This window comes from Kouleothrix sp. 19917 (genome assembly GCF_057073505.1).
The window spans coordinates 3,053,195-3,068,523 of record NZ_CP097099.1 but is presented as its reverse complement, the minus strand read 5'-3'; the positions used below and the strand labels follow the sequence as shown (position 1 = coordinate 3,068,523).

General features: G+C 63.0%; 15 protein-coding genes. All 15 read left to right on the top strand.

Annotation, left to right across the window (positions count from 1 at the left end; all coding sequences use genetic code 11):
• The 15 genes from M1P90_RS12525 (at position 1) to M1P90_RS12455 (ending at position 15,327) form a co-directional block, all read left to right on the top strand.
• Positions 1 to 1,254: a Tm-1-like ATP-binding domain-containing protein gene (locus tag M1P90_RS12525; RefSeq protein ID WP_483702992.1), complete on the top strand. Its 1,254-nt coding sequence runs from the start codon at positions 1 to 3 to the stop codon at positions 1,252 to 1,254.
• Positions 1,255 to 1,339: 85 nt separating this feature from the next.
• Positions 1,340 to 2,200, top strand: a complete 861-nt coding sequence (locus M1P90_RS12520; RefSeq protein ID WP_483702991.1) for a creatininase family protein — start codon at positions 1,340 to 1,342, stop codon at positions 2,198 to 2,200.
• A gap of 272 nt (positions 2,201 to 2,472) precedes the next feature.
• On the top strand, positions 2,473 to 2,856 hold the full coding sequence (locus tag M1P90_RS12515) for a VOC family protein (RefSeq protein WP_483702990.1): 384 nt from the start codon (positions 2,473 to 2,475) through the stop codon (positions 2,854 to 2,856).
• A gap of 63 nt (positions 2,857 to 2,919) precedes the next feature.
• A complete protein-coding gene (locus M1P90_RS12510) occupies positions 2,920 to 4,083 on the top strand; it encodes a Gfo/Idh/MocA family protein (protein ID WP_483702989.1) in 1,164 nt (387 codons plus the stop codon).
• A gap of 314 nt (positions 4,084 to 4,397) precedes the next feature.
• Complete coding sequence (locus tag M1P90_RS12505; RefSeq protein ID WP_483702988.1) at positions 4,398 to 5,855, top strand: extracellular solute-binding protein; 1,458 nt, start codon at positions 4,398 to 4,400, stop codon at positions 5,853 to 5,855.
• Positions 5,856 to 5,930: 75 nt separating this feature from the next.
• Positions 5,931 to 6,860, top strand: coding sequence for a carbohydrate ABC transporter permease (locus M1P90_RS12500; RefSeq protein ID WP_483702987.1), 930 nt, complete (start codon positions 5,931 to 5,933; stop codon positions 6,858 to 6,860).
• Positions 6,861 to 7,191: 331 nt separating this feature from the next.
• Positions 7,192 to 8,139: a carbohydrate ABC transporter permease gene (locus tag M1P90_RS12495; protein WP_483702986.1), complete on the top strand. Its 948-nt coding sequence runs from the start codon at positions 7,192 to 7,194 to the stop codon at positions 8,137 to 8,139.
• 186 nt (positions 8,140 to 8,325) lie between these two features.
• On the top strand, positions 8,326 to 8,580 hold the full coding sequence (locus M1P90_RS12490; RefSeq protein WP_483702985.1) for a hypothetical protein: 255 nt from the start codon (positions 8,326 to 8,328) through the stop codon (positions 8,578 to 8,580).
• Between the two features lie 19 nt (positions 8,581 to 8,599).
• Positions 8,600 to 8,983, top strand: a complete 384-nt coding sequence (locus M1P90_RS12485) for a nuclear transport factor 2 family protein (RefSeq protein WP_483702984.1) — start codon at positions 8,600 to 8,602, stop codon at positions 8,981 to 8,983.
• Positions 8,984 to 9,237: 254 nt separating this feature from the next.
• Complete coding sequence (locus tag M1P90_RS12480) at positions 9,238 to 10,314, top strand: ABC transporter ATP-binding protein (RefSeq protein WP_483702983.1); 1,077 nt, start codon at positions 9,238 to 9,240, stop codon at positions 10,312 to 10,314.
• Positions 10,315 to 10,404: 90 nt separating this feature from the next.
• Entirely contained in the window at positions 10,405 to 11,472 is a 1,068-nt protein-coding gene (locus M1P90_RS12475; RefSeq protein WP_483702982.1) for an ABC transporter ATP-binding protein, read from the top strand.
• Between the two features lie 84 nt (positions 11,473 to 11,556).
• On the top strand, positions 11,557 to 12,411 hold the full coding sequence (locus M1P90_RS12470) for a sugar phosphate isomerase/epimerase family protein (RefSeq protein ID WP_483702981.1): 855 nt from the start codon (positions 11,557 to 11,559) through the stop codon (positions 12,409 to 12,411).
• A 156-nt stretch (positions 12,412 to 12,567) separates the two neighbouring features.
• A complete protein-coding gene (locus M1P90_RS12465) occupies positions 12,568 to 13,797 on the top strand; it encodes a Tm-1-like ATP-binding domain-containing protein (RefSeq protein WP_483702980.1) in 1,230 nt (409 codons plus the stop codon).
• Between the two features lie 215 nt (positions 13,798 to 14,012).
• Positions 14,013 to 14,861, top strand: coding sequence for a phosphoenolpyruvate hydrolase family protein (locus M1P90_RS12460; protein ID WP_483702979.1), 849 nt, complete (start codon positions 14,013 to 14,015; stop codon positions 14,859 to 14,861).
• A gap of 46 nt (positions 14,862 to 14,907) precedes the next feature.
• Positions 14,908 to 15,327, top strand: coding sequence for a cupin domain-containing protein (locus M1P90_RS12455; RefSeq protein ID WP_483702978.1), 420 nt, complete (start codon positions 14,908 to 14,910; stop codon positions 15,325 to 15,327).
• The last annotated feature ends 2 nt before the right edge of the window (positions 15,328 to 15,329 follow it).

Genomic DNA, 15,329 nt, shown 5'->3' with positions numbered 1-15,329 from the left:
ATGAAGACAGTTCTTCTCATTGGCACACTCGATACCAAGGGTCGCGAGATTGCTTACCTGCGCGAGCGGCTGGGCGCGATGGGCGTGCGTTCGCTGGTGCTCGATTCGGGCATTCTGGGCGAGCCGCTTGGCTGTGAGCCCGACATCACCCGCGCCGAGGTGGCCCGCGCCGCCGGCTACGAGATCGACGCGCTGCGCACGATCGGCACGCGCGGCGCGGCGGTCGAGCGGATGGTGGTGGGCGTGGAACGGCTGGCCGTGCAGCTTTTTGCCGACGCGCGCTGCCACGGGCTGATCGCGCTTGGCGGCGCGGAAGGCGCGGTGCTGGGCGCGGCGGCGGCCAAGGCGCTGCCGATTGGCGTGCCGAAGATCATTGTGTCGCCCATCGCTTCGGGCGTGCGCAGGTTTGGCCCGCTGATCGGCCGGCGCGACATCATGGTTGTCCATTCGCTGATCGACATTCTGGGCATCAACCCGATCAGTCGCACGGTTTTCGACAATGTGGCGGCGGCCATGGCTGGCATGCTGGCCCACGGCCACACGCTCGCGCAGGACGACGAGCTGGCGACCGGCAATCACCCGCCCTATGTGGCCGCGACCATGCTGGGCAACACCACGCGGGGCATGATGGTGGTGAAAGATGCGCTGGCGGCACATGGCCACGAGACGGTTATTTTTCACTCGAACGGCGTGGGCGGGCCGATCATGGAGGAGCTGGCGGCGCAGGGGATGTTTGTGGGCGTGATCGACTATACGCTGAACGAGCTGGCCGAGCCGCTGCTGAACGGCTTCCAGTCTGCGCCGGGCCGCCTTGAGCAGGCGGGCGCGCTGGGCGTGCCGCAGGTGGTTGTGACGGGCTGCGTCGATTTCGCATGCCACGGCCCGCGCAACAGCGTGCCCGAGGCGCTGCGCGACCGCCCGGCCTACTACCACAACCCTGAGTTTACGCTCATCCGCCTCAACCGCGACGAGCAGGCGCAGGTTGGCGCAACGATTGCGCGCAAGCTCAACGCGGCGCGTGGCCCGGTCGAACTGTTCATCCCGCTGGGTGGCGTGTCGATCCCCGATGTGCCGGGCGGCGCATTCTACGACCCGGAAGCGAGCGCGGCATTTCGCGCGGCGCTGCTGGATGCGCTGCGACCGGGCATACCCGTACACCAGATCGACGCGCATATCAACGACCCGGCGTTTGCGGAAGCAGTAGCGAATGCTTTTCTGGAGCTAATGACTGGTGAAGAGCGAGTGAACGGGTGAACGGCTGAACGGGTGACGCAATGCCGGCGTGCGCGCTTACCCCTTCACCCGCTCACCCTTTCAGGAATAACGGAGCACAAACGGAATGGCAGAACAACTTTTATCTCACTGCCTGGCCGACCTGGCGTACCCCGATATTCAAGCATACCTGACGCGCAGCGACCTGATTCTCATCCCGATGGCGAGCCTTGAGCAGCACGGCCCGCACTTGCCGCTCAGCACCGACACAGTGACGGCGTATGAAGTGAGCAAGCGCGCTGCCGAGCAGGCCGGCGTGCTGTATACGCCAACGATCTGGACGGGCTACTCGCCGCAGCACATGCGCGGCCCCGGCCAGGGCATGGGCACCATAACACTGCGCGCCGAAACGCTGCTAAACCTGATCTACGACGTGGCCCGCAGCCTGATTCACCACGGCTTCAACAAGCTGGTGTTTGTGAACGGGCACGGCTCGAATGTCAAGGTGATCGACCCGGTGTTGCGGCGCATTCGCTACAATACGGGCGCGATGGTCGCCTTCTACAAGCCCTATGCCGAGCGCTACATGGGCCTAGTGAAAGACCTGATGGAGAACCCGCCCGAAGAAACGCCGGGCTGGCATTCCAGCGAGCTGGAAACCTCGCAGATGCTGGCGCACAACGCGAAGTTTGTGCGTATGGACCGCGCCGCCAGCACCGAGACGCACATTCCCGGCTGGCTGCCCGAAGCCTTCCAGAAGGCCGACGGCGCGCCCGACGTGCAGTTCAACGGCTACCAGTATTTCCAGTTCCCAATGGATCACGACGAGTTCACCGAGACGGGCGTGATCGGCAACCCGATGCGTGCCAGCGCCGAAAAGGGCGAAGAAGCGTTCCGCCGTTATGCGGCGCACCTCGTCGAGGCGATCACCGAGCTGCAGCGCGTCGAGGTTACGGTGCACAGCCGCGAGTTCCGCGACCGGGCGTGATGCGCGTGCGTGATATGTGGGCGTGTGATGCGTGCGCGATATCCGTGGGTGCGCGATATGTGGCGTGCGGTGCGTGCGCGATATCCGTGGGTGCGCGATATGTGGCGTGCGGTGCGCGCGCGATATCCGTGGGTGCGCATGGAGGGGCGAAGCAATCGCACGAGAATAATCGCGGTGGCATTATAATGCCTACTGCGATTGCTTCGCCCTTACAATCGCCGGATCGCGCACCGACGCCCGATCGCGCCGCCCACACACAGAGGAGGCACACCATGCATCGCCCGCGTATTCAGCATGTCAGCATCCCGCGCCCGCCCGGCCCGGCCAGCGCCGATCAGGCACGCGCCTTTTTCACCGGCGTGCTGGGCCTGCCCGAGAAGCCCGTGCCCGCCAGCATCGCCAGCCTCGATCTCGTCTGGTTTGATGTGGGCGATGGCACCGAGCTGCACCTTTTTAGCGAGGAGCCGCGCGACGACAGCTCGGGCCGGCACTTGTGCCTGGAAGTAGATGAGCTTGACGCCGTGCGCGCGCGGCTGGTTGACGCGGGCTATGCGCCCTGGGACACCACGCCGATCCACAATCGGCCGCGCTTCTTCTGCCGCGACCCGTTTGGCAACACGATCGAATACACCACCATCCTGGGCAGCTATGTGTGAGGCGTTTTGCGGTAAGATGTGGCATCCCTGGTGCTCGCGCTGCAACACGTTAAGGAGGACGGAATGGCAGGCACAATCGGCGTAGGATTGGTGGGTTATAAGTTCATGGGCAAGGCGCACTCGAATGCGTATCGTCAGGTGGCGAGCTTTTTCCCCGACGTGGCGCTGCGCCCCGAGATGAAAGCGATCTGCGGGCGCGACGAGGCCGCTGTGAAGGCCGCCGCCGAGCAGTTCGGCTGGCAGGGCTACGAAACCGACTGGCACACGCTGGTGCAGCGCGACGATATCGGCCTGATCGATGTCTCGACGCCGGGCGACAGCCACGCCACGATTTCGATCGAGGCCGCCAACAACGGCAAGCATGTCTTTTGCGAGAAGCCGCTGGCGAACACGCTGGCCGAAGCGAAGCAGATGCTTGACGCCGTGCAGCGCAACAAGGTCGTCGGCATGGTCAACTTCAACTACCGGCGCGTGCCGGCGGTGCAGCTTGCCAAGCGCCTGATCGACGACGGGCGGATCGGCAAGATCTACCACTGGCGCGCGGTCTACCTGCAAGACTGGATCATGGACCCGAACTTCCCGCTGGTGTGGCGCTTGCAGAAAGATCAGGCCGGCGCGGGCACGCTGGGCGACCTGGGCGCGCACATCATCGACCTTGCGCGCATGCTGCTGGGCGAAATCACCGACGTGAGCGGCATGCTCACCACGTTCATCAAGCAGCGCCCGGTGCTGGCCGGCACCACTGGCGGCCTTGGCGCGGCTGGCGGGCAGGAGATGGGTGATGTCACGGTGGACGATGCGGCGCTCTTTATGACGCAGTTCGCCAGTGGCGCGGTTGGCACATTTGAGGCCACGCGCTTCGCCAAAGGCCGCGCAAACTACAACGCCTTTGAGATCAACGGCAGCAAAGGCAGCATCACCTTCAACCTTGAGCGCATGAATGAGCTGAACGTGCTGTTCGACGATGACGCCAGCGATGTCAAGGGCTTCCGCAACATTCTGGTGGGCGACGGCGCGGCGCACCCGTACATGGGCGCGTGGTGGCCGGGCGGGCATATCATTGGCTGGGAGCACACCTTCACCCACGGCGTGTACGACCTGATGAACGGCATTGCCGCTGGCGAGTCGCCCGCCGCGACCTTTGAGGATGGCGTGCGCTGCCAGGCGATTCTCGACGCGGTCGAGCGCTCGTCGGGCAGCCGCCAGTGGGTTGCGCCGGATTATTAGCGCGCTTTCAGCGCCGGGGTTGGGAGATGGGGGATAGGGACTGGCGATTGGTGGTTGACCATTGACAACGGACCGCTGACATCCCATCGATCTGTATCAGGTTTTCCGCGCTACGCGCGGAAAACCTGATACAAAGAAAAGTAAGTACCGCTCTGCCGAAAGCTCAAAAAAGCATTGCGTTCGCATTGATACATACGCTCACTATCGAAACAAACCACACCGAAAGGAGGACCCCGCAGCCACGCCGCGCCACGACGCATCCGACCACTCACCGTTTGATGATCGGTACGTAACCAGAACAAAGGAGTTCAGTCATGTCTGACTCGAAGCTTAATCGGCGCAGATTTCTCCAGATTGCAGCTTTTTCTGGCATTGGCGCGGTGCTGGCAGCGTGCGGCGGTGAAGCCGCGCCCTCCACCCCCGCCGGCAGCGGCGGCGCGGCAGCCCCAACTGCGGCAGCCAGCGGCGGCGCGGCGGCAGCCCCCACCGCAGCGGCGGCTAGCTCGGGCGGCGCGGCGGCCGGCAGCGTCAAAGAGCTAACCATCCTCTGGGCGCAGTGGGACCCCTCGAACTACCTCCAGCAGCTTGTCAAAGACTACCAGGGCGTTGCCGGTGTGGACGTGAAAGTCGTGCAGGAGCCGTGGGGCACCTTCGGCGACCGCTTCTTCACCGAGATGGCGGCCAAAGGCACCGCCTGGGACATGGTGGTGGGCGACAGCCAGTGGCTCGGCCAGGCTTCCACCAACGGCTACTATGTCGAGCTGACCGATGTCTTCAACACGGAGCTGAATGGCAAGGCACTCGCGCCCGCGACCATCTCTGCCTACGCCGAGTACCCCAAGGGCGCGAGCAAATACTGGGCCTACCCGCTTGAAGGCGACGCCGACGGCTGGGCCTACCGCAAGGACCTGTTCGAAGATCCCAAGGAAATGGAAGCCTTCAAGGCCAAGTACAACCGCGATCTCAAAATCCCCGAGACGTGGATGGAGCTGAAGGACATCGCCGAGTTCTTCACGCGGCCCGACAAAAACCTCTACGGCCTGGGCATCTACACCCAGAAGGACTACGACGCCATCACGATGGGCTACGAGAACGTCCTGTTTAGCTGGGGTGCCGACTGGGGCACGCCCGACTACAAGGTGCAGGGCGTGCTGAACTCGAAGGAAGCCGTCGAGGCGCTGGAGTTCTACAAAGAGCTGTATAAGTACGTGCCGCCCGGCAGCAGCAACGACTTCTTCCAGGAAGTCAACAACAAATTCACCGCCGGCCAGATCGCCATGGGCATGAACTACTTCGCCTTCTTCCCGGCGCTGGCCAACTCGTCGAGCAACCCCTACGCCGACAAGACCGGCTACTTCGCAAACCCGAAGGGGCCGAGCGGCAAGAGCTTTGCGGCGCTCGGCGGCCAGGGCATCAGCGTGCTCAGCTACGTCAGCGACGACCGCAAAAAGGCGTCGATGGACTTCCTGAAATGGCTGGCCTCCGACGACGTCCAGAAGAAGTGGGCGCAGCTCGGCGGCTACACCTGCAACAACGCCGTGCTCCAGTCGCAGGAGTTCCTGAAGGCCACGCCATACAATCAGGCTTTCGCCGATACCATGCAGAAGGTCAAAGACTTCTGGGCGGTGCCGGTCTACTCCGAAATGCTGCAAGTGTCGCAGGCAAACCTGCACAACTTCGTGGTGGCCGACCAGGGCACCGCGCAGGCCGCGCTTGACGACATGGCCACCAAGCACGAAGACATTCTCAAAAAGGCCGGGCTGCTGAAGTAAGCGCTCCGTGGTGCGTAGCGCGCAACGGCTCGGCCCGCGCGCTACGCACCACGCACAACGCACCACGGGAAACCTATGTTTCAAGCCAAAGACATTGAGAAGAATGCCGGGCGTGCTGGCCCCGCGCGCGCCGCGCTGAGCGATAATGCGCTCAAACGCCTGTTTCTGTGGCCAACGCTGGGCTTGCTGATCGCGTTCAACATCTTCCCGCTGCTCTACAGCCTGTACCTGAGCTTCACCGACTACTCCGCGATCTCGAACCGCGCGCCGGAGTGGATCGGCTTGCAGAACTACCGCGACATCCTGAACGACGACAAGCTGTGGATCTACTTCCGCAACACCGGCAGGTATGTGGTGCTCTCGGTCGCGCTGGAGCTGCTGGTGGGCTTTGGGCTGGCGCTGCTGCTGCGGCGCAAGTTTCGCGGCAGCGGCATCATCACCACGCTCATCCTCATCCCGATGATGTGCTCGCCAGTGGTTGTGGGCCTGTTCTGGAAGATGATGTACAACCCCGGCTATGGCATTTTCAACTACCTGCTCGGCTTCCCGGCCGGGCGCGGACCGGATTGGCTGTCGTCGCCCAAGCTGGCACTGTGGGCAGTGGTGATTGTCGACGTGTGGATGTGGTCGCCCTATGTGATGCTGCTCTGCCTCGCCGGCCTGAGCGCCATCCCCGACTACCTGTACGAAGCGGCGGAGATCGACCGCTCAAGCGCGTTCTATACCTTCTGGCGCATCACGCTGCCACAGGTCGCGCCCATGCTCATGATCGCCGTGCTATTCCGCACCATCGAAGCGTTCAAAACCTTCGACCTGGTGATGGGCCTCACAGGGGGTGGGCCGGGCGACACCACCGAGCTGGTGGCAGTCGATCTGTATCGCATCGCCTTTCTGGGCCAGTTCAACACCGGCAAATCGAGCGCGCTCGCCTACATTGTGCTGGTGATCATCACCGGCGTGAGCAATATCTATGTGCGCTACCTGAACAAGCTGAAAGAAGGCTAAGCGGCACGTTGCAGGTTTGCAGGTTGCAGGTTTCAGGTTGAATGTTGCAGGTTGCAGGTTGCAGGTTTGCAAGTTGAATGTTGGAACGTTGCAGCTGATTGCAAACTGCCAACTGCCGACTGCCAACTGCCGATTGCCGACTGCCAACTGCCAACTGCCGACTGCCGACTGCCGACTGCCGACTGCCGACTGCCGACTGCCGACTGCCAACTGCCAACTGCCAACTGTCGGCTGCCGACTGCCGATTGCCGACTGCCAACTGCCGACTGCCGACTGCCGACTGATCACTCAACACTCAACACTCAACACTCAGCACTAGGGAAGGGATGCCATGCCAAAGGTTGAAAATGTCCAGCGCGCGCGCACACTCACGGCCCTGCGCGCCAGCGCCGCGATTGTGATCTGCATCATCTTCCTGATCCCAATTTTGTGGATGCTGCTGACCGCGTTCAAGCCGCAGCAGGACGTGATCAAAGTGCCGCCGAAGGTGCTGTTCACGCCAAGCCTGCAAGGCTTTGTAAACCTGTTCTTCCAGCGGCTGGCGCTGCCGCAGGGGCAAATGGCCGCGTACCAGGGGCGCACCGATCTGAACTGGTGGGATCAGGTCGCGCTCAGCCAGGGGCAGATCACGATCGGCCCGAGCCAGTACGCTGGCCGCCTGCTCAACTCCGTCATCATTGCTACCGGCTCAACGCTGGCAGCCGTGGTCCTCGGTACGCTGGCAGCCTATGCGTTCAGTCGTTTTCGCGTGCGCGGCCAGGCCGACCTGCTGTTCTTCATTCTGAGCACGCGCATGCTGCCCGCCGTCGTCGTCACCATCCCGATCTTCCTGATGTATCGGCGGCTGGGCCTGAGCGACACCCACCTGGGCCTGATCATTCTCTATACGGTGTTCAACCTTTCGCTCTCGGTCTGGCTGATCAAGGGTTTTATGGACGAAATTCCGCGTGAGTATGAGGAAGCCGCCCTGGTGGATGGCTACAGCCGCTGGCAGGCCTTTGTGAAAATCGTGCTGCCGCAGGCGATTACGGGCATTGCTGCCACCACAGTCTTCTGCCTGATTTTCGCCTGGAACGAGTACGCCTTCGCGCTGATGCTCACGTCGGATCGGGCGCGCACCGCCCCGCCGAGCATCCCTTCGCAGCTTGGCACCGGCGGCGTCGAGTGGTCGGCGATTGCGTTCGGCTCGCTGCTGTTCCTGATCCCGGTGGTGATTGTGGTGTTTGCACTGCGCAACTACCTGCTGCGCGGCATTACGTTCGGGGCGATACGGCAGTAGGAGCAGGAGTCAGGATTCAGAAGTCAGGAGACAGTGGGCTGGCGACAGTTTGCAGTTGGCAGTTTGCAGTTGGCAGGAGGCAGGCAACAGTCGTCTGTGGTCGTCGGTCATTCGTCATTCGTCATTCGTCATTCGTCGTACTTCGCGCCCTTTGCGTTCTTTGCGGTGAAAAATAGGGATATAACTATGGATCACAACCCGCTGACATCGCCGCACGCCGGCGAACCGATTGCGCTGACCGACACGCCCGACGAGCGCGCCGAGCTGCCAGTGGGGCGGCCATCGTCGCGGCGCTATCTGGAGCCGCTGGCGATTGCGATCATGGCGCTGGGCTTTCTGATGATCTTTCAGCCCTTCGCCAAAACGCTCTACACCTACAGCTTTATTGTCATTCTGGCCGGCACGCTGATGTTTATTGTGGTCAGCCACCTGCCCGAGTAGCGCCCGCAGCGAGGTACCTATGAGCCCAGCGCGAATGGATAAGGTCGAAGCGGCGATGCGGCTCGTGATGACGTTTAACGATGCCTTCAACCGCCACGATGTCGATGCCATGATGGAGTTGATGAGCGACGACTGCGTGTTCGAGAACACCGCGCCCGCGCCCGACGGCACCGTGTACAGCGGCAAAGAAGCGGTAACGCAGTTCTGGCGCGATTTCTTCCGCGACTCGCCGGGCGCACAGATCACAATCGAAGAGCTGTTTGGCCTGGGCTTGCGCTGCGTGATGCGCTGGCGCTACAGCTGGGTCGATGCGAGCGGTCAGGCCGGCCATGTGCGCGGCGTCGATATCTATCAGGTAAAAAACAACCTAATCTGCGAAAAACTCTCGTATGTGAAGGGATGATCTCATTAGCAGGTCTTTTGCAGTGGCCCGCATGGCGTGACCATTAGCCTGCGGCAGCAAGGTATTTTCTTTTCTTTTGTGCGCCGATTTTGGCGCGAGGCGCCAAAATCGGCGCACCATAATAGCCAAAGTGCCGCTCTGCCGCCTGTGGTGAGCTTGCCGAACCGAAGGCTAAAAACGCCGACTGCAAAAATTCTAAATCTGTGGAATCTGCGTAATCTGTGGATGTTTTGCGTTAAACTAAAGGCGAACGAATGGCGACGATTCAACTGCAACAGGTAGAAAAGAAATTCGGCGCGGTTCATGCCGTCGAGCCAGTCGATCTGACCATTGGCGATGGCGAGTTTGTCGCGCTGCTCGGCCCTTCTGGCTGCGGCAAAACCACCACGCTGCGCATGATCGCCGGGCTGGAAACCGTGACAAGCGGCAATATTCTGCTTGGCGGGCGCGACGTGACCAACCTGCGCGGGCGCGAGCGCGACATTGCCTTTGTGTTCCAGCTCTTCGCGCTGTACCCGCATATGACCGTGCGCCAGAATGTTGCGTTCCCGCTGCAAACGCAGCGCGAGCCGCGCGACACAATCGAGCGCCGTGTCGATGAAGTGATTCGCTTGCTGGGCATCGAGCATTTGCAGCATCGTCGCCCGCGCGCGCTCAGTGGCGGCGACCGCCAGCGCGTGGCCCTGGCGCGTGCGCTTGTGCGCCGGCCAGCAGCATTCCTGATGGACGAGCCGCTGGGCGCGCTCGACGCCGAGTTCCGCGAGGTGATGCGGGTTGAGATTCAGCGCCTGCACCTGGCGACCAAAGCCACGACGGTGTATGTCACGCACGATCAGGGTGAAGCGATGGCGATGGGCGACCGGATTGTGGTGATGTCGAACGCGGTGGTGCAGCAGATTGGCACACCGCACGACGTGTATTACGACCCGGCCAACCTGTTTGTGGCGCGCTTCATTGGCAGCCCGGGCATGAACCTGCTCCCCGGCAAGTATGCCAGTGGCGCGATCCAGCTACTCGGCGGTGCGCTGCCCGTGAGCCCTGCCGCCCGCGCAGCGATCGAGCGCCACAAGTCCGGCGCAGTGGTGGTGGGCTTCCGGCCCGAGGCGGTGCTGCTGCGCAACGATGGCCCGCTTGCCGCCGAAGTCTATGCGTCCGACCTGCACGGCGCATATACCATGCTGCATCTTGCGCTGAGCGATGGCACGGTGGTGCATGCCCGCGCTGCCCGCGAACTGAGCTACCCGATTGGCACGGCGCTGCGCTTCGACCTTGATCCCGAGCAGGTGCGCTTTTTCGACAAGCAAACAGAACGATCCATCAGTCTGCAGTAGGCAGCCGGCAGTATTGTTGTGTTTCATTGAACATCAATGAGCACGCTGTACCTGCCATCTGCCGACTGTTACCTGCCGACTGGAGACATAATGGCAGACATCGAACTCAAAAACATCACCAAGCGCTTTGCGAAAACCACCGCGCTTGCCGACGTCTCGTTCGACATTCGCGACGGCGAGTTTTTCGTGCTGCTTGGCCCGAGCGGCGCGGGTAAAACCACCACGCTGCGCGTGATTGCCGGGCTGGAGCAGCCCGACAGCGGCAGCGTGCTGTTCGATGGCGCGCCAGCCGATGCGATGACCACACCCGAGCGCGACGTGGCCTTTGTGTTTCAGCAGTACTCGCTCTACCCCACAATGACCGTGTTCGACAACCTGGCCTTCCCGCTGCGCGCGCCGTCGCGCCAGACGCCCGAAGCCGCAATTAAAGAGCGCATTGGCGAAGTGGCCGAAAAGCTGCGCATCACGCACCTGCTCGACCGCAAAACGGCGCGGCTTTCGGGCGGCGAAATGCAGCGCGTGTCGATTGGCCGCGCGATTGTGCGCGACCCGCGCATTTTCCTGATGGACGAGCCGCTCTCGAACCTTGACTTCAAGCTGCGCGAGGCGTTGCGCGTTGAGCTGAAGCACTTGCAGAAAACGCGCGCCAGCACCACGCTCTTCGTCACCCACGACCAAATTGAAGCACTAACGATGGCCGATCGGATTGCCGTGCTGAATAACGGCACGGTTGTGCAGATCGGCACGCCGCACGACATCTACGACCGCCCGGCCACGACCTTTGTCGCGCAGCTGGTTGGCTCGCCGCGCATCAATCTCCTGCCGGCCGCCCGCGACGATGGGCGCGTGCATGTCGATGGCGCGCCAATCGCGTTCGAGGCGAATGGCGCGGGCGCGGCGCTGCCCGGCAGCTTTACGCTGGGCGTGCGGCCCGAAGATATTCAGCCGCGGCCCGAAGGCGCGTTCGCCGGCACGGTCGCGCTGCTGGAGCCGCTGGGCGTCGAGACGCTGGTGTATATCAAGGCGGGCGAGCGCACGCTGGTGAGCAGTGTGCCGGGCATCTCGCGCTACGCGATTGGCGATGCGGTGCGCTTCAACATTGCGCGCGAGCGGCTGCACTACTTCGCGCCAAATGGTGCGCGCGTGAGCAGCCAGTAGGCAGTATCCGGTAGGCAGAAAGCAGTGGACGTGCACGTAATAACGCCACACTGCCGACTGCCGACTGCCGACTGAGGAGAGAGTATGCAATTCGGCGTCAACACATGGGTGTGGGTGTCGCCGCTGAGCGACGCCGCGCTGCGCGAGCTGGCCCCCAAAGTCGCCGCGCTTGGTTTCGACATGATCGAGCTGCCGATCGAAGCACCCGGCGACTTCGACCCGGCGGCGGCGCGGGCGGTGCTGCGCGACTGCGGGCTGGGAGTGAGCGCCGCCGCCGCGATCTCGCCCGAGCGCGACCTCATCCACCCCGACGAAAACATCCGCGCGCAGGGTGTTGCCTATGTGCGCGAGTGCATCGAAATCGCGCATGCTGCCGGTGCAACGAATTTGATCGGCCCGCTGTACAGCGCGGTCGGGCGCGTGTGGCAGTCCACCTCCGCCGAGCGCGAGCGCGACATCGAGCTGCTGGTGCGACAGCTGCGCGGCCTGGCCGAATACGCCGCTGCGCACGATGTCGTTTTGTGTGTCGAGCCGCTCAATCGCTTCGAAACCAGCCTGATCAACCTGGCCGCGCAGGGCGCTGAGCTGATCGACCGCGTTGACCACCCGCACTGCCGCCTCATGCTCGACACCTTTCATATGAACATCGAAGAACGATCGCTGGGCGACGCCATCCGCCTGGTCGGGCGCGAGCGCCTGCGCCATGTCCACGCCTGCGAAAACGATCGTGGCGCGCCGGGCAGTGGGCATGTGCCGTGGAACGATGTTGCCGCCGCGCTCCATGACATTGGCTACGACGGCCCGGTCGTGATCGAATCATTCACCAGCGAAGTCAAAAGCATCGCCCGCGCCGCGGCGGTCTGGCGGCCGTTTGCCAGCAGCCAGGATGCTCTGGCAAGCGATGGGCTGGCGTTTCTGCGCGGCCTGCTGGCCGGTTAGCAAGTTTGCAGGTTGCAGGTTAGCAAGTTGCAGGTTGGTAGGTTTTCAAGTTGCAGGTTACAGCGAACGGCAGCAAGAGTATTAACGTGGCTTCCAGAATCTTGGTGTCTTGGTGCCTTGGTGGTTATTTAAAAAGTATCCGGAAGAATTGAAACTATGAGCACAAGTGTCTTAATCATCGGCGCGCTCGACACCAAAGGCGCGGAGTTTGCGTTTCTGCGCGACCAGATCGCCGCCTATGGCCTGCCCACGCGCGTGCTCGACATTGGTGTGATGGGCGCGCCGCCCTTCGCGCCCGATATTGCGAGCGATGCAGTCGCGCGCGCTGCCGGTGCCGATCTTGATGCGTTACGCGGGGCCAATGATCGCGGCGCGGCCATGGCAACCATGGCGCAGGGCGCGGCCGCGCTGGCCCGCCAGCTCTCCGACGCGGGCGAGATCGGCGCGGTGATTGGCATGGGTGGCAGCGGTGGCGCAAGTGTGATCGCCAGCGCGATGCGTGCCTTGCCGCTGCATGTCCCCAAGCTGCTGGTGTTCACGCTGGCTGCGGGCGACATGAAGCCCTACCTCGGCACGCGCAACATCACGGTAATGCCCTCGGTGGTGGATGTGGCCGGGCTGAATCGCGTGAGTCGGCAGATCTTCACGCACGCCGCCGCCGCGATCGCCGGCATGGCGCGCGCGCCCGTGCCTGCCCACGACGAGCGCCCGATCATCGCGGCCAGCATGTTTGGCAACACCACCCCCTGCGTCGACCGGGCGCGCGCCGCGCTCGAAGCGGCTGGCTACGAAGTGATGGTATTTCACGCCACTGGCACCGGCGGCGCGACCATGGAAGGATTGATTGGCGACGGTTTTGTGCGCGGCGTGCTCGACTTAACCACCACCGAGTGGGCCGACGAGCTGGCGGGCGGCATTCTGAGTGCTGGCCCGACGCGGCTTGATGCGGCTGCGCAGGCAGGCGTGCCGCAGGTTGTCGCGCCCGGCTGCCTCGACATGGTGAACTTTGGCCCGCGCAGCAGCGTACCCGCCCGCTACGATGGCCGCCAGCTCTACGAGTGGAATCCGACCGTCACGCTGATGCGCACCACGCCCGAAGAAAACGCCCAGCTTGGTCGCATTTTTGCCGCCAAGCTCAACGCGGCGCGCGGCCCGGTGCAAGTGCTCGTTCCGCTGCGCGGTGTTTCCATGCTCGACAGCCCCGGCGACCGCTTCTGGAACCCGGCTGCCGACGCAGCATTCACCGAGGCATTACGCGCCGACCTGCGCCCCGACATCCCGCTCGAAACGCTCGACGCCAACATCAACGACGCGCCCTTCGCCGACCGTGCCGTGGAGCTGCTGCTTGGGATGGTGAGCCAGGAGTCAGGCGGCAGTGGGCAGTGAGCAGTGGGCAGGAGGCAGGCGGCAGGAGGCAGCGGGCAGTGGGCAGTAGGAAGCGGGCAGCGGGCAGTAACCTGCAACTCTCTAACATTCAACCTGGAACTTTCAAACCTGTAATCAAACCTTCGCGCCCTTTGCGTTCTTTGCGGTTCATTTTTCGTCAGCCATCCAAATCGTTAATCATAAATCGTCAATCGTAAATCCCGAAGGAAGTTCTCATGCCATTTATTCCTCGCGACGAATCGCTCCGCCGCTTGCGCGACCAGGTTGCGCAGGGCCACCCTTTGCTTGGCGCGGGCGCGGGCACTGGCATCTCGGCCAAATTCGCCGAGCGCGGCGGCGTCGACCTGATTATTATTTACAACTCGGGGCGCTACCGCATGGCTGGGCGCGGCAGTCTGGCCGGCATGTTGCCCTATGGCGACGCAAATGCGATTGTGGTCGAAATGGCGCGTGAAGTGCTGCCGGTGGTGAAAAACACCCCCGTGCTGGCGGGCGTCTGCGGCACCGACCCGTTCCGCCTGATGCCGGTGTTTCTGCGCGAGCTGAAGGCCATGGGCTTTGATGGCGTGCAGAACTTCCCGACGGTTGGCCTGTTCGAGGGAATGCTGCGCGCCGGGCTGGAAGAAACTGGCATGGGCTATGGCCTCGAAGTCGACATGATCGCCGAAGCGCACCGCCAGGACATGCTCACCTGCCCGTATATTTTCAGCGAGGACGACGCGCGCGCCATGACCGAGGCCGGCGCGGATGTGCTGGTGCCGCACATGGGCCTGACCACCAGTGGCAGCATTGGCGCAAACACCGCGCTAACCCTCGAGGAAGCGGCAGTACGCGTGCAGGCGATGCGCGACGCGGCCGTGCGTGTGCGGCCCGATGTGCTGGTGCTTTGCCACGGCGGGCCAATCGCCACACCAGCCGATGCGCAATTTATTTTCGACCATACCGAAGGCATTGCCGGCTTCTTTGGCGCGTCGAGCATCGAGCGGCTGGCCGTTGAGCCGGCGATCGAAGCGCAGACGCGCGAGTTCAAAGCGCTTGCGCCACGAAAAACAGGTAAGCGCTAATCGATTATAATAGCGCCGGCGGCCCTGTGCCGGCAGGAAGGTGTATATGAAGCAGCAATCGGGTTCGGGCTGGGTTGTGTATGGCGACGACGTCGAGGCGCTGGTGTTCGACTGGGGCGCGATCAAAATCCTGAGCGAGCCAGCCGTCACCGACGCGGAGCGCTTCAGCTTTGGGATGGTGGTGCTGGCGCCGGGCAAGGGCCACGAGCGGCACAACCACCCCGGCTCAGAAGAGATTATCTTCGTGATGTCGGGCGAGGGCGACCAGATGATCGACGACCAGCCGCCGATACACGTGCGGCCCGGCGCGAGCATCTACATCCCGGCCGATGTCTACCACTCGACGCTGAACACCGGCTGGGAGCCAATGCGCCTGCTGGTGGTTTACTCGCCGGCTGGCCCCGAGCGCCTGCTGCGCGATATTCCCGGCTGCCGTGTGCTGCCGCCCGGCCAGCCGCCTGTGTAAGA